Consider the following 18,254-nt stretch of genomic DNA (forward strand, 5'->3'; position numbering starts at 1 on the left):
AGCGACCCCCAGGCGCGTGGCGCGTGTTCGGTGAAGCATACGGAACGGGCGCACACGAAACGCGCCTCCTCGGCTCACTCTGCCCCGCCGAACCAGGACTATGCCTCCATAACCGCCGAACTGCCGCCAAACCGTGCCATCCGGGCCGTCATTGCCGTCCCGGCAGGCCTGGCAGGCGCCTCCGGTGCCCCGGCTCAGTCCAGCTGGGCGTTGAGCTCCTCCAGCGCGCCGCTGACGATCGTCCGCATCGCCCGCTCGGCGTGGCCGGCGTCCTTGGCGCAGATCGCCTCCGCGACCTCGCGGTGCAGCCGGATCGCGTACGACTCCGGCTGATCGGGCATCAGATGGTACTCGGTCCGGCCGGTGAGCACCGCCGCGACGGTGTCCCCGAGGTGGGCGAACATCTCGTTGCCGGAGGCGCGCAGCACCAGGGAGTGGAAGGCGATGTCGTGTTCGAGGAAGGTGGCCAGGTCGGCGGCCCGTGCGGTGACCGTCAGATCCACGGCCAGTGAACTGAGTTCGCGCCGGTCGTCGTCGCTGGCGTGGGTGGCGGCGAGCGCGGCCGCGGCCGGTTCGACGGCCACCCGCAGGGAGCCGAGCGAGCGCAGCTGGGCGGGCCGGTCCGAGCCGGCCAGGCGCCAGCGGATCACCATCGGGTCGAAGACGTCCCAGACCGACTTCGGCTGCACGGTGATCCCGACCCGTCGCCGGGACGCCACCATGCGCATCCCCTCCAGGATCCGCACCGCCTCCCGGACCACCGTCCGGGAGACCCCGAACCGGTGCTCCAGCTCCTCGCCGCGCAGCACGGCCCCCTCGGGGACCTCCCCCGACGCGATCGCCGGTCCGAGCTCGTCAAGCAGCCGCCCGGGCAGCCCCTGGATCTCCATCCGCCCAGGGTAGACGCCCGCCCCGCGCGCGTTCACGTCGCCCTGTGGCGGTGGTCGTGCCGCCCCGCGGTCCGGGGCGTGCCGCCCCGCGGTCCGGGTCCTGTCGCCCTGCGACCCAGACCACACCGCAAAAGTATGACGATTTGGTTTCCGCCACTTGAATACGTCATATCTTTGAGGCGATAGTGGCGGCCAGGCAACGAAGGAGCACCACCCCATGGCTCTCAGCGTCGAGAACCACGACTTCCCGCAGTCCCCCCTCACCATCGTGGTGATGGGCGTCTCGGGCGTCGGCAAGACCACCCTGGCCCGCCTGCTGGCAGACCGCCTCGCCCTCCCCTTCGCCGAGGCGGACGACTTCCACCCGGCGGCCAACATCGCCAAGATGTCGGCCAGCATCCCGCTGGACGACGAGGACCGCGCGCCCTGGCTGCGCGCCATCGGCGCCTGGCTCAAGGAGCGGGCCGAGGCCGGTACCGGCGGCGTGGTGACCTGCTCGGCGCTGAAGCACCGCTACCGCGACATCCTGCGCGCGGACGCCCCGGGTGCCTTCTTCCTGCACCTCAGCGGTGGTCACGAGCTGGTCGAGGACCGGCTCTCCCACCGCACCGGCCACTTCATGCCGACGTCGCTGCTCGACTCCCAGTACGCCACCTTGGAGCCCCTGGGTGCGGACGAGCGCGGCGCCGCCCTGGACGTGGGCCCGTCCCCCGAAGAACTCGTCGAGATGGCCGTGGCGCTGCTGCGGCCCGTCAATGGAGACCTCGCGTGAGCATTGCCCCCACTCTGCTGGCGGCCGCCCCACCGGCCCTGCCGCACACCAGCAGCGACTCCCAGCTGCTGATCGCGGTGCTGCTCAGCATCGGTGCGATCGTCGTACTGATCACCAAGCTGAAGCTGCACCCGTTCCTCGCCCTCACGCTCGGCTCCGGTCTGCTGGCCGCCGTCGCGGGCGCCCCCTTCGACAAGCTGCTCAGCAGTTTCTCGACGGGCTTCGGCTCCACCGTCGCCAGCGTCGGCCTGCTGATCGGCCTCGGCGCGATGCTCGGCAAGCTGCTCGCCGACTCCGGCGGCGCCAACATCATCGCCGACACCGTGCTCTCCCGCACCGGCAACAAGGCGCTGCCCTGGGCGATGGCGCTGATCGCGGCCGTGCTCGGCCTGCCGCTGTTCTTCGAGGTCGGCGTCGTCCTGCTGATCCCGATCGTGCTGCTGGTCGCCCGCCGCGGCAACGTGCCGCTGATGCGGGTCGGCATCCCGGCCCTGGCCGGCCTGTCGGTGCTGCACGGCCTGGTGCCCCCGCACCCGGGCCCGCTGGTCGCCGTCGACGCGCTGAAGGCCGACCTCGGCATCACCCTGGCGCTCGGCCTGCTGATCGCCGTCCCGACCCTGATCATCGCCGGTCCGCTGTTCGCCCGGGTGGCCGAGCGCTGGGTCGGCCCGCTGGAGATCCCGGCGGCCACCGCCCCCGAGGAGACGGCCAAGCACGACCGCACCCCCTCCTTCGCCGCGGTGCTGGCCACCATCCTGCTGCCGGTCGTGCTGATGCTCGGCAAGGCGCTGGCCGACGTGGTGATCGACAACCCGAAGGCGCTGGGCCAGCGGGTGTTCGACTTCATCGGCTCCCCGCTGATCGCGCTGCTCGCCGCGACCCTGCTCGGCATGGTGACGCTCGGCAAGGCGGCCGGCTTCGACAAGGCCCGGATCTCCGACACCGTCGGCAAGTCGCTCGGCCCGATCGCCGGCATCGTGTTCATCGTCGGCGCGGGCGGCGGCTTCAAGCAGACCCTGATCGACGTGGGCGTCGGCAACGCGGTCAGCGAGTGGTCCGGCAAGTGGCACATCTCCGCGCTGCTGCTCGGCTGGCTGATCGCCGTGCTGATCCGCCTGGCCACCGGCTCGGCGACGGTCGCCACGATCACCGCGGCCGGCATCGTCTCCCCGCTCGCCGCGAACATGTCCTCGACCCACGCGGCCCTGCTGGTGCTCGCGATCGGCGCCGGTTCGCTGTTCCTCTCGCACGTCAACGACGCCGGCTTCTGGCTGGTGAAGGAGTACTTCGGGATGAGCGTCGGGCAGACGCTGAAGTCCTGGTCGGTGATGGAGACGGTGATCTCGGTGGTCGCCATCGCCCTGATCATGCCGCTCAGCCTGATCATCTAGCGCGCGAAGCAGCACCGCCGAGGGGCGGCACCCGTGACCGTACGGGTGCCGCCCCTCGGCGTTTCCGGCCTCCCGGCCGTGCCAGGAGTCGGGTCAGCGCCCCGGCAGCCCCGACAGCACCGCCGCCGTCGCCGCCAGCAGCTCCTCCGCGGCCGCGCCGCCCGCCGCCGTCCGGGCCAGCACCCCCTCGCGCGCCGCCAGGACCACCGCCGCGGCCTGCCCGGCGCTCGCGCCCGGGGGCACCAGCTCCGGCAGGTTCCGCTCCAGGACCCCGGCCAGCGCGGCCGCGACCGCCCGGTCGTGCGCGGCGACCTGCTCGGCCAGCGCCGGGCTCCGGGCCGCGACCAGCCGGAACTCCAGGAACAGCAGGATCCACCCGGTCTCCGCCGGCTCGACCCGCAGCAGCGCCTCCACCAACCGCCGGGCCCGCTCCCGCGGCGCCAGCGACTCGCAGGCGGCGGCCAGCTCCGCGAGCTCGGCCAGCCGCTGCCCCGCCTGGTCGTCGAAGAGGGCCAGCAGCAGGTCCTCCTTGCTGCCGAAGTTCGAGTAGAAGGCGCCGCGGGTGTAGCCGGCGGCGGCGCAGACGTCCTCGATGCTCGTCCGGGCGAAGCCGACGGAGAGGAACAGCTCGCTCGCCGCGGCCAGCAGCCGGGCCCGGGTGTGGATGCGGCGTCTGGGTGGTCGGGGGGCGGTGTCGGCGGGGGGCGGGTTCACGGGAGAACGATACATGGTGTATTCAGTACGAGTCGTATTCAATACGAGCCGTACTGAACGAGGAGCCGCTCCGTGAGTCGACTGCTGATCACCAACGCCCACCTGCTCCACCCCGAGGACGGCACCCGCACCGACCTCGGCTGGCTGGAGGCCGCCGACGGCCGGATCGCCGCCACCGGCACCGGCCGCCCGCCCGCCGCCGGCGAGGACGTCCGGGTCCTCGACGCGGCCGGCGGCACCGTGCTGCCCGGCCTGATCGACGCCCACGTCCACCTGCTGATCACCTCGCTCGACCTGCCCGACTTCGCGAACTGGACTGCCGGCTACGCCACCGTGCGCGCCCTCGCCGAGGCCGAGCGGATGCTGCGCCGCGGCTTCACCACCGTCCGCGACGTCGGGGGCGCCGACCACGGGATGGCCCGGGCCCTGGACGAGGGCCTGGTACCCGGCCCGCGGCTGCTGCACGGCGGCAAGGCGCTGTCCCAGACCGGCGGCCACGGCGACCTGCGCCCGCTCGGCGAGGACGTGCTGCCCTGCTGCGAGTCCCGCCCGAACTTCGCCCGGATCGCCGACGGCGTGGACGCGGTGCGCACCGCCGCCCGGGACGAGTTCCGCAAGGGCGCCCACCACCTCAAGGTGCTGCTCTCCGGCGGCGTCGCCTCCCCGCACGACGAGATCGGCGCCGTCCAGTACAGCGAGGAGGAGATCCGCGCGGTCGTCGAGGAGGCCGAGAACCACAACCGCTACGTCACCGTGCACGCCTACCACCCGCGCGCGATCGACCGCGCCCTGCGGGCCGGTGTGCGCTGCGTCGAGCACGGCAACCTGCTGGACGACGGCACGATCGCCCTGCTGCTGGAGAAGGACGCCTTCCTGGTGCCCACCCTGGTCGCCTACGAGGAGACCGCCAGGCTCGGTGCCGCCTCCGGCCTGCCGGCCGCCTCGCTGGGCAAGCTCGCCGAGGTCCGAGACCGGGGCCTGGAGGCCTTGGAACGCGCCCACCGCGCGGGCGTCGACCTGGTCTACGGCAGCGACCTGCTCGGCCCGCTGCACCCGGCCCAGCTGGAGGAGTTCACCCTGCGCGCCCGGGTCCAGCCGGTCGCGGACGTGCTGCGCTCGGCGACCACCACGGCGGCCCGGCTGCTCGGCATGGCGGGGGAGATCGGCACCCTCGCCCCGGGCGCCCACGCGGACCTGCTGGTGCTCGACGGCGACCCGCTCGCCGACCTCACCGTCCTCACCCGGTCCGACCTCCACCCGAAGCGGGTGGTCAAGGCCGGCGTCCCGGTCTGACGGCCCGGCCGCACAGCCAAACGGCCGTACGGCGAAACGGCCGCACAGCCGAACGGCCATACGGCGTAACGGCGGGCGGGCGCCCGGGGAAGACCCCGAATGCCCGCCCGCCGCGGAGGACCCGCGCGCTACCGCGCTTCGCCCGGCCGTGCCTACTTGGTGCCGCGCTTCGCGAGGAAGGCCTCGACCTCGGCCCGGATCTCCGGCGTGTCCAGACCGCGCACCGTCATGGTGGTGCGGCGGCGCAGCACGTCGTCCGTGGTGTACGCCCACTCGTTGTCCGCCGCGTACGCGACCTGCGCCCAGACGTCCGGACCGTCCTCGTGGATCGGCCGGCCGAGCTCCGGGTTCTCGTCGATCATGCGGGCGATGTCGAAGGACAGGGTGCCGTAGTGGCTGGCCAGGTGCTTGGCCACCAGCGGCTCCATCCGCGAGCCCGGGTCGCGGTCGATCAGCAGGCGGTGCGCCACCGCGTTCGGCGCGCCGACGCCCGGCAGCGGGACGGTCGGGGCGATCGGGGACATGTCCTCGCCGAGGCTGGTGCCGGGCACGTGGGCCAGCTTCTCCAGCACGGTGCGGCCGATGTGCCGGTAGGTGGTCCACTTGCCGCCGGAGACCGACAGCATGCCGCCGCGGCCCTCGGTGACGACCGTCTCGCGCTTGGCGGCGGCGGTGTCGCCCGGGCCGCCCGGGAGCACCCGCAGGCCGGCGAAGGAGTAGGTGACCAGGTCGCGGTCGAGGTGCTCGTCGCGGATCGCGTGCGCGGCCTCGCCCATGATCTGGTCGATGTCCGCCTCGGTGGCCCGGACGTCCTTCGGGTCGCCGGTGTACTCCTCGTCGGTGGTGCCGAGCAGGACGTGGTCCTCCCACGGGATGGCGAAGGAGACGCGGTACTTGTCGATCGGGATGGTCAGCGCGGCGCGCCACGGCGCCCGGCGCTTGACGACCACGTGGGCGCCCTTGGAGAGGCGGATCGACGGCGCGGCGCCCGCGTCCTCCATCTTGCGCAGGTGGTCCACCCACGGGCCGGTGGCGTTCAGCACCAGGCGGGCGTCGATGCCGAACTCGCTGCCGTCCAGGCGGTCGCGCAGCTCGGCGCCGGTGACCCGGCCGCCGGTGAAGCGCAGCCCGGTGACCTCGGCGTGGTTGAGCACCACGGCGCCGGCGTCGACGGCGGCGCGCACGGTCATCACGGCGACGCGCGAGTCGTTCATCTGGTGGTCGCCGTAGACGGCCACCGAGCGCAGGCCCTCGGTGCGCAGCGCGGGCACCTGCTGGGCGGCGTGCGCGGCGGTGGAGACCCGGCCCATGCCGTCGCGGAAGGCGGACAGCGCCGAGTACAGGAAGACGCCGGCGCCGAGCTTGGCGGCGCCGTGCGGGCCGCCCTTGTAGACGGGCACGAAGAAGGTCAGCGGGTTGACCAGGTGCGGGGCCACGTCGGTGGAGAGCGCGCGGCGCTCCTTGTGGTTCTCCGCGACCAGCTTGACCGCGCCGGTCTGCAGGTAGCGCAGACCGCCGTGGACGAGCTTGGAGGAGGCGCTGGAGGTGGCACCGGCGAAGTCGCCGGCGTCGACCATGGCGACCTTCAGGCCGGCCTGGGACGCGGTCCAGGCGACGGCCGTGCCGAGGATGCCGCCCCCGATCACCAGCAGGTCGTAGGTGGCCTTGCCGAGCAGTTCGCGGGTCTCGGCGCGGGAGGCGGTGTGGCCGGCGGTGCGCTCGGCGCCCAGGGTCGGGATGGTTGCCATGGTGGTTGTGTACGGCGCGCGGGTCGGGCGGCGCCGTTACTCCTCTCGTGTGCGGTGCGGCCTCTGCGGGAGAGGCCGGTCGGCCCGGTGCGGCGGGCCGGTGAAACGCGGTGACACCCGCTGCCGGAACGGCGGGCGGCCGGTCGGGGCACGGGGCCCCGACCGGCTGTCGGTCAGTTGTTCTCTTCTTCCTCCACCCAGCCCATGGTGCGCTCCACGGCCTTGAGCCACTTCTTGTACTCACGCTCCCGGGTGGCCTCGTCCATGCGCGGGGTCCACTCGGCGGCGCGGTGCCAGTTGGCCCGCAGGGTGTCGAGGTCGTTCCAGAAGCCGACGGCGAGTCCGGCCGCGTAGGCGGCGCCGAGGGCGGTGGTCTCGGCCACGTAGGGCCGCTCGACCGGGGCGTCCAGGACGTCGGCGATGTTCTGCATGAGCAGGTTGTTGCTGGTCATGCCGCCGTCGACCTTGAGGGCGGTGAGCTCGACCCCGGAGTCCTTCTGCATGGCGTCGACGACCTCGCGGGTCTGCCAGGCGGTGGCCTCCAGGACGGCCCGGGCCAGGTGGCCCTTGGTGACGTACCGGGTCAGACCGGCGATCACACCGCGGGCGTCGGAGCGCCAGTACGGGGCGAACAGGCCGGAGAAGGCCGGGACGAAGTAGGCGCCGCCGTTGTCCTCGACGGTGTTGGCGAGGGTCTCGATCTCGGCGGCGGTCGAGATGATGCCGAGCTGGTCGCGCAGCCACTGGACGAGCGAGCCGGTGACGGCGATCGAGCCTTCCAGGGCGTACACCGGGGCCTGGTCGCCGATCCGGTAGCCGACGGTGGTCAGCAGGCCGTGGTACGAGTTGACGATCTTCTCGCCGGTGTTCAGCAGGAGGAAGGTGCCGGTGCCGTAGGTGGACTTGGCCTCGCCCTCGTCGAAGCAGGTCTGGCCGAACAGCGCGGCCTGCTGGTCGCCGAGCGCGGAGGCGACCGGGACGCCGGCCAGGTCGCCGACGGCCTCGCCGTACACCTCGGCGGAGGAGCGGATCTCCGGCAGGACGGACATCGGGACGCCCATCGACTCGGCGATCTTGTCGTCCCACTGCAGGGTGTGCAGGTTCATCAGCATGGTGCGGCTGGCGTTGGTGACGTCCGTGACGTGCTTGCCGCCGTCGACACCGCCGGTGAGGTTCCAGATCACCCAGGTGTCCATGGTGCCGAACAGGATGTCGCCGGCCTCGGCGCGCTCGCGCAGGCCCTCGACGTTGTCCAGCAGCCAGCGGATCTTCGGGCCGGCGAAGTAGCTGGCCAGCGGGAGGCCGGTCTCGCGGCGGAAGCGGTCCTGACCGACGTTGCGGCCCAGCTCGCGGCAGAGGCCCTCGGTGCGGGTGTCCTGCCACACCAGCGCGTTGTGCACGGGCTCGCCGGTGTTCTTGTCCCACAGGACGGTGGTCTCGCGCTGGTTGGTGATGCCGATCGCGCGGATGTCGTCCTTGGTCAGGCCGGCCTTCTCCAGCGCGCCGCGGACGACCGACTGCACCCGGGTCCAGATCTCGGCGGCGTCGTGCTCGACGTAGCCGGGCTGGGGGAAGATCTGCCGGTGCTCCTGCTGGTCGACGGCGACGATCCGGCCGTCGGCGCCGAAGATGATGCAGCGGCTGGAGGTGGTGCCCTGGTCGATCGCGGCGATGTAGTTACCGGTGGAGGTCATGGGGAGGGTCCTCGGCTCGGGTTCGGGGGTTACGGGGTGGGTGGGCCTGACGCGTCGGTCGGTCAGTCCCCGTGTGCGGCGGGGTCGAACCCGTCCTTTAGAAGATGGCGTTGTAGAGTCCGCCGGCCGCGAGTCCGCCCAGGATCGGGCCGACGACCGGGATCCAGGCGTACGACCAGTCGGAGCCGCCCTTGTTCGGGATCGGCAGCAGGGCGTGCGCGATGCGCGGGCCGAGGTCACGGGCCGGGTTGATCGCGTAGCCGGTCGGGCCGCCCAGCGAGAGGCCGATGCCGACGACGGTGAAGGCGACCATCAGGGTGCCGGTGCCGGACTGGGAGAGGCCGCTGTTGGTGCCGATGGTGAGGATCGCGAAGCAGAGCACGAAGGTGCCGATGACCTCGGTGATCACGTTCTGGACCGGGTTCCGGATCTCGGGGCCGGTCGAGAAGATGCCGAGGGTGGGCTCCTTGTTCGCGTTGAACTGGCCCAGGTAGGTGGCCCAGACCAGGACGGCGCCGATGATCGCGCCGAGCAGCTGGGAGCCGAGGTAGAGCGGCACCTGGCTCCACTCGCCGCTCTTGACCGCGAGGGCGATGGTGACGGCCGGGTTGAGGTGGGCACCGGACTTCGGGGCCGACATGTAGGCGGCGATGAGGACCGCGAATCCCCAGCCGAAGGTGATCGCCAGCCAGCCGGCGTTGACGGCCTTCGACTTCTTGAGGGTCACGGCGGCGCAGACGCCACCGCCGAGAAGTATCAGGGCGGCGGTGCCGAGGGTTTCGCCGACGAAGACGTCGCCGTTGGAGAACGCGGACACAAAGACTCCCTTGTCCATATGGCCCGGAGGGTGGGTGGGGGCAGGCGGCCGGTCGATCGTTGTGCGGGTGAGCGCACTGTGGGAGTGATCTCTCCGGCCATCGTTCGACAATGTCGACCGTCATGCGGAAGCTTCCTCCCCAGGTCGCCCCCGCGTCAAGGCAGGGTTACGGAGCTGTGACCCTGACCCCGACAGGTCCGTCGACGTTACCGAGCGGAGCGCCCCGAAACAGGACAAAACGCCAGAGGCGCGGACAGGCCTCCGCCCGTCCGCGCCTCAGCGTGACGAATCGACGGCCCTCCGCGAGCCGCCCGTGGATGTGCTCAGAACCGCCCGGCGCCCAGGTCGCGGGAGATCGCCCGCGCCGCGCTGCGCACCGAGGCCACCAGCGAGGGCTTCACGAAGCCGTCCTCGCAGACCCGCTCGACCGCCCCGCTGATGCAGACCGCGCCCACCGGGTTGCGCCGCCGGTCCTGGATCAGCGCGCCGATCGAGGCCACGCCCTCCCAGGTCTCCTCGATCGAGTCCGCCCAGCCGCGCTCCCGGACCAGCGCGCACTCGGCGTCCACGTCGGCCGCCTCGGTCAGCGTCCGCACGGTGTACGACTCGTACGGGCCGTCGCCCAACTCGCCGCGCGCGACCGGGTCGTAGGACACCAGTACCTTGCCCAGCGCGGTGCTGTGCAGCGGCTGCATGGAGCCCACCTCCAGCACTTGCCGGGTGTCGTCCGGCCGGAACACGTGGTGCACGATCAGCACGCCCTGCTGGTGCAGCACGCCCAGGTAGACCGTCTCCCCGGCCGCCCGGGCCAGGTCGTCCGCCCACACCAGCGCCCGCGCCCGCAGCTCGTGCACGTCCAGGTAGCTCTGGCCCAGCCGCAGCAGCTCGGCGCCCAGCTGGTACTTGCCGGTCTCCGGGTCCTGCTCGACGAACCCTTCCTGCTGCAGCGTGCGCAGGATGCCGTGCGCCGTGCCCTTGGCCAGGTCCAGTGCCGTCGAGACCTCGGACAGGCCGAGCCGGCGCTCGCCGCCGGCCAGCAGGCGCATGATCGCGGCGGCCCGGGAAAGCGACTGGATCGGGCCGGGCATGGGAACCTCCGCGCTGACAGGCGGTCGACATTGTCGACCACAGTGGTGACGGGACGAGTCTGCCAGGCCGCCCTGACTCCGTGCACCTTCCCCCCGGGTAACCCGCCCTCGACCCCGTGTTCACCTGCCGTGCTCCCAGGTCCGGGCCGGGGCGTGCACACGCGCCCCCGCGCCGGTCCTCACCGCCCCGCGCCGGGCCTCACCCCGCCCGCGAGGTCAGCCCACCGCCTCCGCGCACTGCGCCCGCAGCACCGTCACCTCCGCCGCCAGCGCCGCGATCCCGTCCGTCCCGACCCGGCAGCAGCCGCCCACCAGCCGAGCGCCGTCCGCGAGCCAGCCGCCCACCCGGGCCGAGCGGAAGGTCGGCTCGCCGCGCCAGCCCCGACGGCTGGCGTCCCAGCTCTCCCCGCTGTTCGGGTAGACCACCACCGGCTTCCCGGTCACCTCGGCGGCCACCGCCACCGCCCGGTCCGCGTCCTGCGGCGTGCAGCAGTTGACGCCCACCGCGACCACCTCGTCCACGTCGGCGGCCAGCGCGAACGCCTCCGTCAGCGGCTGTCCGGCCCTGGTCCGGTCGCCCTCGATGCTGTACGACAGCCAGGCCGGCACCCCAAGCCCGCGCACCAGCCCCAGCAGCGCCCGCGCCTCGTCCACGTCCGGCACCGTCTCCAGCGCCAGCACGTCCGGCCGGGCCGCCGCCAGCACCTCCAGCCGCGGCCGGTGGAAGTCCGCCAGCTCCGCGACGCCCAGCCCGTACCGGCCCCGGTACTCCGAGCCGTCCGCCAGCACCGCCCCGTACGGGCCCACCGAGGCCGCCACCCAGCGCCGCCGCCCGCCCGGCTCCGGGCGCGCCGCCTCCCGGGCCAGCTCCACGCTGCTCGCCAGCAGCCGGGCGGCCTGCGCCCGGCCGACCCCGCGGCGCGCGAAGCCCTCGAAACTCGCCTGGTAGCTCGCGGTTATCGCGACGTCGGCGCCCGCCGCGAAGTACGCCCGGTGCGCCGCCACCACCGCCTGCGGGTCGTCCGCCAGCAGCCGCGCCGACCAGAGCCCGTCCGAGAGGTCGTGCCCGGCCGCCGCCAACTGGTTCGACATCCCTCCGTCGAGCACCAGCGGACCGGCGGCCAGCGCGGCGGCGAAGTCCGGCGGGGGAGCAGTGGGCATGGCGGCCTCCTCGGGCAGAGTTCCTGGTCACAGCCTAGAGGCGGAGGCCCCCGCCGGGCAGGAAAACCATTTGCCGCCGGGGAACGCACTCGCTACGTTGTGCTCAGCCCGAGAAGAACGGCCTGATCACAACGGCCGGAACAGACCTCGGACGACGATCCAGCACCGGCACGGCAGGCCCGGTGGCACCGGCGACGACGGAAAGGAGCCCGGCGATGGCAGCGGACGACCAGCCGCCCCCCACCGGGCCCCGAGCCGAGGAGGAGTGGCTCGCCGCGTACGACCCGCGCGCCTACACCCCGGTCGCCGTCACCGTGGACGTGGTCGCCCTGACCTTGCGCCACGGCGGCCTGCACGTCCTGCTCGTCGAACGCGGCGCCCCGCCCTACCAGGGCTGCTGGGCGCTGCCCGGCGGCTTCCTGCGCTCTGGCGAGGAGGGCCTGGACGAGGCCGCCGCCCGCGAGCTCGCCGAGGAGACGGGCCTGCAGAGCGCCTCCGAGGCCGAGACCAGGCTCTGCCGCCTCCACCTGGAGCAGCTCGGCACCTACGGCACCCCCGAGCGGGATCCGCGGATGCACGTCGTCTCGGTCGCCTACCTCGCCTTCGCCCCAGACCTGCCCGACCCCCAGGCCGGAACGGACGCCGCGGCCGCCGCCTGGCACCCCGTCTCCGACCTGGACCTCCGGCCCTGCGGCCGGTCCCGAACCGCCGGTGTGCCCGCCGACACCCACGGGGGTGGCGTCGACGGGCGCACCGGCCCCGGCCCGCTCACGCTGGCCTTCGACCACGCCCGCATCCTCGCCGACGGCCTCGACCGGGTGCGCGCCAAGCTCGAGTACAGCCCGCTGGCCACCGCCTTCCTGCCGTACGACTTCACCATCCCCGACCTCCGCGCCGTCTACGAGGCGGTCTGGGACGAGAAGCTCCACCCCGGCAACTTCCACCGCAAGGTGCTGTCCGTGCCCGGCTTCGTCGAGAGCACCGGCACCACCACCGAGCGCGGCGGAGCCCGCGGCGGCCCCCGCGCCCGCACCTACCACGCCGGCGACGCCCGCCTGCTGCACCCCGCGCTGCTCCGCCCCGCCCGCGAAGGCACGGCCGACGACGCGGGCTCCCGCTGAGGGTCCGCGGCCCCCGGCGGCACCCTCGGCCGACCGGGCTACCATCCGGCCATGACCACTGACGAGGCGACGACCGCCGACGAGGCCCAGCAGACCGCCCACCGGCCCTTCTCGCACTGCCACTTCTGCGGTACGCCCTACCCGGCCGACATCCGCGCCTGGCCGCGCACCTGCCCCGGCTGCGCCGAGATCAGCTACCGCAACCCGCTGCCCGTCGCGATCACCGTCCTCCCCGTCACCCGCCCCGACGCCGACCCGGCCCTGGTCGTCATCCGCCGCACCATCGAGCCCGGCTACGGCGAACTCGCCTTCCCCGGCGGCTACATGGACTACGGCGAGAGCTGGCAGCAGGCCTGCGTGCGCGAACTGCACGAGGAGACCGGCATCACCGCCGACCCGGCGGAGGTCACCCTGATCCACACCGCCTCCGACCCCGACGGCCGCTTCGTGATGCTCTGCGGACTGCTCCCGGCCCGCCCGCTCGCCGACCTCCCGCCCTCGCGCCCCACCGACGAGACCGACGGCTGGCTGCTCGCCACCGCCGAAACCCCGCTCGTCTGGGACTTCCACAACGGCGTCCTGCGCCGCTGGTTCAGCGGCGAGTTCACCCCCCGCTGACCCACCGGCCGACCCTGGCGCGGCGGGCGATCACATGGCATGGTCTGCACCGACAGCCCAACCGGACGGGTCTGCCACGAGCGCTCCCGTCCCCACCACCGGCCGGGAGACCACCACCGTGAGCACCCCACCGCAGGACCAGCCGCTCTGGCGCCCCAACCCCGCTCGCGCCGCCGCCACCACCCTGGTGGCCTTCCAGGCCTGGGCCGCCGAACACCACGGCGCCCCGGCCGCCCCGCTCGCCCCGGCCGCAGAGGACCAGCAGGCCGCCGAGCGCTACGCGGACCTGCACGCCTGGTCCACCGAGGACCTCGACCGGTTCTGGACCGCGATCACCCAGTGGTTCGACGTCCGCTTCACCCGGGCCCCCGAAGCGGTCCTCGCCGACGCCGCCATGCCCGGCGCCCGCTGGTTCCCCGGCGCCCGCCTCAACTACGCCGAGCACGCCCTGCGCGCCGCCGACGACCCGGCCAACGCCGACCGCCCCGCGATCCTCCACCTCGACGAGACCACCGAGCAGCCGGCCGTCCTCACCTGGTCCGAGCTCCGCCGCCAGGTCGGCTCGCTCGCCGCCGCCCTGCGCGCCCGCGGCATCGGCCCCGGCGACCGGGTCAGCGCCTACCTGCCCAACGTCCCGCAGGCCGCCGTCGCCCTGCTCGCCACCGCCGCCGTCGGCGCGGTCTGGACCAGCTGCGCCCCCGACTTCGGCGCCCGCAGCGTCCTCGACCGCCTCCAGCAGATCGAGCCCGCCGTCCTCTTCGCCATCGACGGCTACCACTACGGCGGCAAGGACCACGACCGCACCGAGGTCGTCGCCGAGCTGCGCCGCGAACTCCCCAGCCTGCACACCGTCGTGCACGTCCCGCTGCTCGGCGCCCCCGCCCCCGAGGGCGCCCTGCACTGGGACGACCTGGTCGCCGACGACGTGGAGCCGGTCTTCGAGCCCGTCCCCTTCGACCACCCGCTCTGGGTCCTCTACTCCTCCGGCACCACCGGCCTGCCCAAGGCCATCGTCCAGAGCCAGGGCGGCATCCTGCTCGAACACCTCAAGCAGGCCGGCCTCCACCTCGACCTCGGCCCCCGGGACCGCTTCCTCTGGTACACCTCCACCGGCTGGATGATGTGGAACTTCCTGCTGGCCGGCCTCCTCGTCGGGTCCACGATCGTCACCTACGACGGCAGCCCGGGCCACCCCGACACCGGCGCCCTCTGGTCCGTGGCCGCCCGCACCGGCGCCACCGTCCTCGGAACCTCCGCCGCCTACGTGATCGCCAGCCGCAAGGCCGAGCTCCACCCCGGCCGCGACCTCGACCTGTCCGCCGTGCGCTGCATCGGCACCACCGGCTCCCCGCTCCCGCCGGACGGCTTCCGCTGGATCTACCAGGAGGTCAAGGAGGACGTCTGGCTCGCCTCCGTCAGCGGCGGCACCGACGTCTGCTCCTGCTTCGTCGGCGGCGTCCCCACCCTCCCGGTGCACCTCGGCGAGATCCAGGCCCCCTGCCTCGGCGCGGCCGTCGAGTCCTGGGACGTCCAGGGCCACCCGCACTCCGACACCGTCGGCGAACTCGTCGTCACCAAGCCCATCCCCTCGATGCCCACCGGCTTCTGGAACGACCCCGAGGGCACCCGCTACCACGACAGCTACTTCGACATGTACCCCGGCGTCTGGCGCCACGGCGACTGGATCACCATCACCTCCCGGGGCACCGTCGTCATCCACGGCCGCTCCGACTCCACCCTCAACCGCCAGGGCGTCCGGATGGGCTCCTCGGACATCTACGAGGTCGTCGAGCGCCTCCCCGAGATCGCCGAGTCCCTGGTCATCGGCCTGGAGGAGCCCGACGGCGGCTACTGGATGCCGCTGTTCGTCGTCCTCGCCCCCGGTGCGGAGCTGAACGACGACCTGATCGGCCGCATCCGCACCTCGCTGCGCACCGAGCTCTCCCCGCGCCACGTGCCCGACGAGGTCATCGCCGTCGACGGCCTCCCGCACACCCTCACCGGCAAGCGGATCGAGGTCCCGGTCAAGCGCATCCTCTCCGGCACCCCGCTGGAGCAGGCCGTCAACCCCGGCTCCGTCGACCGCATCGAGCACCTGCGCTTCTTCGAGCGGCTCCGCCTCGACCGCCAGGCCTGACCGGCCCTGACCGGCCCTGACCGGCCCCGGGGCACACGAAAGGGGCGCCCCACCGTCCTGGCGGGAGCGCCCCTTCTCATGCCGCTACGTCGGCCGCTCGCCCTACTCGCCGGAGAGCACCTGCTGCGCGGCGGCCCGCGCCTCCTCGGCGCTGTCCGCGGCCCGGGCCGCCTCGGCCGCCCGGCGGCACTGCGCCAGCGTGTACTTGGCGAGCGTGGTCCGCACGTAGGGGATCGAGGCCGCGCCCATCGACAGGCTGGTGACGCCCAGACCGGTCAGCACCACGGCCAGCAGCGGGTCGGCGGCCGCCTCGCCGCAGACCCCGCAGCTCTTGCCGCTCACCCGCGCGGCGTCGGCCGCCGCGGCGACCAGGTCCAGCAGGGCCGGCTGCCACGGGTCCTGGAGCCGGGCCAGCGCACCGACCTGACGGTCGGCCGCGAAGGTGTACTGCGCGAGGTCGTTGGTCCCCAGCGACAGGAACTCGACCTCCTGGAGGATCGACCTGGCGCGCAGCGCGGCCGACGGGATCTCCACCATCGCGCCGAACTTGGCGTCCAGCCCGGCCTCCCGGCACGCGGCCGCGAAGTCCTTGGCGTCCTTGCGGTCGGCCACCATCGGGGCCATCACCTCGAGGTGCACCGGCAGGCCCTCGGCCGCCTTGGCCAGCGACCGGAGCTGGGTCCGCAGCACCTCGGGGTGCTCGAGCAGGGTGCGCAGACCGCGCACGCCCAGCGCCGGGTTCGGCTCGTCGGCCGGGGTCAGGAAGTCCAGCGGCTTGTCCGCGCCGGCGTCCAGCACCCGGACCACGACCCGGCCCTCGGGGAAGGCCTCCAGCACCTTGCGGTACGCCTCGACCTGCTTCTCGGCGCTGGGCGCCTTCGCCGAGTCGTCCAGGAACAGGAACTCGGTGCGGAACAGGCCGACGCCCTCGGCGCCGTTCTCCAGCGCGGCCGGCACGTCGGCCGGGCCGCCCACGTTGGCGAGCAGCGGCACCCGGTGACCGTCCGAGGTCTGCCCCGGGCCGGAGGACGCGGCCAGCGCGGCCTTGCGCGCGGCGGCGGCCGCCCGCAGCTCGTCCTGCTTCTCCTGGGACGGCTCCAGCAGGACATCGCCGGAGCTGCCGTCCACCGCGACGACGGTGCCCTCGGCGACCTCGATCGCGCCGGGCAGCGCCACGACGGCCGGCACGCCCATCGCCCGGGCCAGGATGGCGCTGTGGCTGGTCGGCCCGCCCTCCTCGGTCACGAAGCCGAGCACCAGCGTCGGGTCGAGCAGCGCGGTGTCGGCCGGCGCCAGGTCCCGCGCGAACAGCACGTACGGCTCGTCGCTGTCCGGCACGCCCGGCATCGGCACGCCGAGCAGCCGGGCCACGATCCGGTTGCGCACGTCGTCCAGGTCGGCGACCCGCCCGGCCAGGTACTCCCCGGCGGAGGCGAGCAGCGCCCGGTAGGCCGCGAACGCGTCGTAGACGCCGCGCTCGGCGCTGCTGCCGACGGCGATCCGGCGGGACACGTCGGCCATCAGCTCGGGGTCCTGCGCCATCAGCGCCTGGGCCTCCAGCACGGCCTGGGCCTCGCCGCCCGCGAGGTTGCCGCGCGCGACGAGGTCGGCGGCGACCGCCTCGACGGCGGCCTGGGCGCGGGCCTGCTCGCGCGGGGCGTCCTCGGTCGGGATCTGGGTGGCCGGGGGCTCCAGCACCGCCGTCCCCATGTGCCGCACCTGGCCGATCGCGACCCCGTGGCTCACGCCCACGCCGCGCAGCGTCTTCTCCATGTCACTGTCTCCGCTGAGATGAGCGGCCCCGCCGGGAACCGCTGTGTGTGGGGGCCGCCCCGTCATCTCGTCCGGGGCGGGTGTCGGAAGGAAGGGGTCAGCTCCAGCTGAACAGCTGCTCGCCGGCCTTGGCCTCGCCGTCCTCCCGCAGGTCGCCGAGCGAGTCGGCGGTGGCCTCCAGCGCCACGATCGGCGAGATCGGCGACTTGCCGGCGGCCTCGACGGCGGCCGGGTCCCACTTGATGACGGCCTGACCACGGGTCACCGTGTCGCCCTTGTTGACGAGCAGTTCGAAGCCCTCGCCGTTGAGCTGAACGGTGTCGATCCCGAGGTGGGTCAGCACACCGTGGCCCTCGGCGTCCACGACGACGAACGCGTGCGGGTGCATGGAGACGACGACACCGTCCACCGGAGCGACCGCCGTGGTCTGCTCGCGAACGGGGTCGACCGCGGTGCCCGGGCCGACCATCGCACCCGAGAACACCGGGTCGGGCACGCCCGCGAGCCCCACGATCTTGCCGGTCAGCGGCGACGTCACAGTGGTCATGGTTGTGCCTCCCAAGTGCAGTACAGCGAGCGGCCGCGAGGAGCGGCGCGACGATCAACTGAAGCCTAATTCATGTCAACTTCGGACAACTGCTGACATTCCCGGGCGAAGACCCCGCCCTTGCCTACCTAGCCGGCCGGCGACTCACCGGCCCGCTAGTGGTCTAGTCCTCTGGCCGATGCGCCGCACTCTACAGGCATCTTGGCGAATCGAGACCATTGCTGTATATGCTCGCGAGAGCAACAAATCATGCCGCCGTCCGAGCGACCCCGGGTGCGCCCCGGTTCGCGCTCCGGCTGCCGACCCGCTATGGTTGGGCGAGTCGCCGCAACTCGGCGGTTAACGCCAGATTTCAGATGCAAAAACCCCCGGTAAACGGAACGGAAAGCATCTGGTAAGCTGGAAACACGAAAGAACGAAGCCCGGAGGGTCCGCTGGAAGGCGGTCCGAAGGAAGCGTCCGTTCCTTGAGAACTCAACAGCGTGCCAAA

The 18,254-nt window shown here is 73.2% G+C and carries 15 protein-coding genes; 6 read left to right on the forward strand and 9 right to left on the reverse strand.

Annotated features, from left to right (window positions below; genetic code table 11):
• Positions 1 to 194 precede the first annotated feature (194 nt).
• A complete protein-coding gene (locus ACFVU7_RS40470; RefSeq protein ID WP_049658539.1) occupies positions 195 to 890 on the reverse strand; it encodes a FadR/GntR family transcriptional regulator in 696 nt (231 codons plus the stop codon).
• A gap of 217 nt (positions 891 to 1,107) precedes the next feature.
• On the opposite strand from ACFVU7_RS40470, the gene ACFVU7_RS40475 reads away from it, so the two are divergent.
• Positions 1,108 to 1,662, forward strand: coding sequence for a gluconokinase (locus tag ACFVU7_RS40475; protein ID WP_388051210.1), 555 nt, complete (start codon positions 1,108 to 1,110; stop codon positions 1,660 to 1,662).
• 2 nt (positions 1,663 to 1,664) lie between these two features.
• Complete coding sequence (locus tag ACFVU7_RS40480; protein WP_074006385.1) at positions 1,665 to 3,053, forward strand: gluconate:H+ symporter; 1,389 nt, start codon at positions 1,665 to 1,667, stop codon at positions 3,051 to 3,053.
• 93 nt (positions 3,054 to 3,146) lie between these two features.
• Here the strand turns inward: ACFVU7_RS40480 and ACFVU7_RS40485 are convergent, their stop codons facing one another.
• On the reverse strand, positions 3,147 to 3,767 hold the full coding sequence (locus tag ACFVU7_RS40485; protein WP_074006351.1) for a TetR/AcrR family transcriptional regulator: 621 nt from the start codon (positions 3,765 to 3,767) through the stop codon (positions 3,147 to 3,149).
• 72 nt (positions 3,768 to 3,839) lie between these two features.
• On the opposite strand from ACFVU7_RS40485, the gene ACFVU7_RS40490 reads away from it, so the two are divergent.
• Positions 3,840 to 5,060, forward strand: a complete 1,221-nt coding sequence (locus tag ACFVU7_RS40490) for an amidohydrolase family protein (protein WP_049657372.1) — start codon at positions 3,840 to 3,842, stop codon at positions 5,058 to 5,060.
• 152 nt (positions 5,061 to 5,212) lie between these two features.
• On the opposite strand, the gene ACFVU7_RS40495 is transcribed toward ACFVU7_RS40490, so the two are convergent.
• From ACFVU7_RS40495 to mmuM, 5 genes are all read right to left on the reverse strand, one after another.
• Positions 5,213 to 6,808, reverse strand: coding sequence for a glycerol-3-phosphate dehydrogenase/oxidase (locus ACFVU7_RS40495; protein ID WP_117492420.1), 1,596 nt, complete (start codon positions 6,806 to 6,808; stop codon positions 5,213 to 5,215).
• A 173-nt stretch (positions 6,809 to 6,981) separates the two neighbouring features.
• Positions 6,982 to 8,502, reverse strand: coding sequence for a glycerol kinase GlpK (gene glpK, locus ACFVU7_RS40500; protein ID WP_049657375.1), 1,521 nt, complete (start codon positions 8,500 to 8,502; stop codon positions 6,982 to 6,984).
• A gap of 97 nt (positions 8,503 to 8,599) precedes the next feature.
• Positions 8,600 to 9,319: an MIP/aquaporin family protein gene (locus tag ACFVU7_RS40505; protein WP_234348595.1), complete on the reverse strand. Its 720-nt coding sequence runs from the start codon at positions 9,317 to 9,319 to the stop codon at positions 8,600 to 8,602.
• Between the two features lie 323 nt (positions 9,320 to 9,642).
• Positions 9,643 to 10,407, reverse strand: a complete 765-nt coding sequence (locus ACFVU7_RS40510; RefSeq protein WP_049657378.1) for an IclR family transcriptional regulator — start codon at positions 10,405 to 10,407, stop codon at positions 9,643 to 9,645.
• A gap of 216 nt (positions 10,408 to 10,623) precedes the next feature.
• Positions 10,624 to 11,568, reverse strand: a complete 945-nt coding sequence (gene mmuM, locus ACFVU7_RS40515; RefSeq protein WP_388051213.1) for a homocysteine S-methyltransferase — start codon at positions 11,566 to 11,568, stop codon at positions 10,624 to 10,626.
• 215 nt (positions 11,569 to 11,783) lie between these two features.
• Here mmuM and ACFVU7_RS40520 point away from each other — a divergent pair, with 215 nt between their 5' ends.
• From ACFVU7_RS40520 to ACFVU7_RS40530, 3 genes are all read left to right on the forward strand, one after another.
• A complete protein-coding gene (locus ACFVU7_RS40520; protein WP_388051216.1) occupies positions 11,784 to 12,689 on the forward strand; it encodes an NUDIX domain-containing protein in 906 nt (301 codons plus the stop codon).
• Between the two features lie 51 nt (positions 12,690 to 12,740).
• A complete protein-coding gene (locus ACFVU7_RS40525) occupies positions 12,741 to 13,307 on the forward strand; it encodes an NUDIX domain-containing protein (protein WP_388051219.1) in 567 nt (188 codons plus the stop codon).
• Positions 13,308 to 13,425: 118 nt separating this feature from the next.
• Entirely contained in the window at positions 13,426 to 15,444 is a 2,019-nt protein-coding gene (locus tag ACFVU7_RS40530) for an acetoacetate--CoA ligase (protein ID WP_388051222.1), read from the forward strand.
• Between the two features lie 102 nt (positions 15,445 to 15,546).
• On the opposite strand, the gene ptsP is transcribed toward ACFVU7_RS40530, so the two are convergent.
• Together ptsP and ACFVU7_RS40540 are read right to left on the reverse strand one after the other, a co-directional pair.
• Complete coding sequence (gene ptsP, locus ACFVU7_RS40535) at positions 15,547 to 17,217, reverse strand: phosphoenolpyruvate--protein phosphotransferase (protein WP_049657698.1); 1,671 nt, start codon at positions 17,215 to 17,217, stop codon at positions 15,547 to 15,549.
• Positions 17,218 to 17,314: 97 nt separating this feature from the next.
• Entirely contained in the window at positions 17,315 to 17,764 is a 450-nt protein-coding gene (locus ACFVU7_RS40540) for a PTS glucose transporter subunit IIA (protein WP_049657699.1), read from the reverse strand.
• Between the last annotated feature and the right edge of the window lie 490 nt (positions 17,765 to 18,254).

It is taken from the genome of Kitasatospora sp. NPDC058046, assembly GCF_042885595.1.
In the GTDB taxonomy this organism is placed as follows: domain Bacteria; phylum Actinomycetota; class Actinomycetes; order Streptomycetales; family Streptomycetaceae; genus Kitasatospora.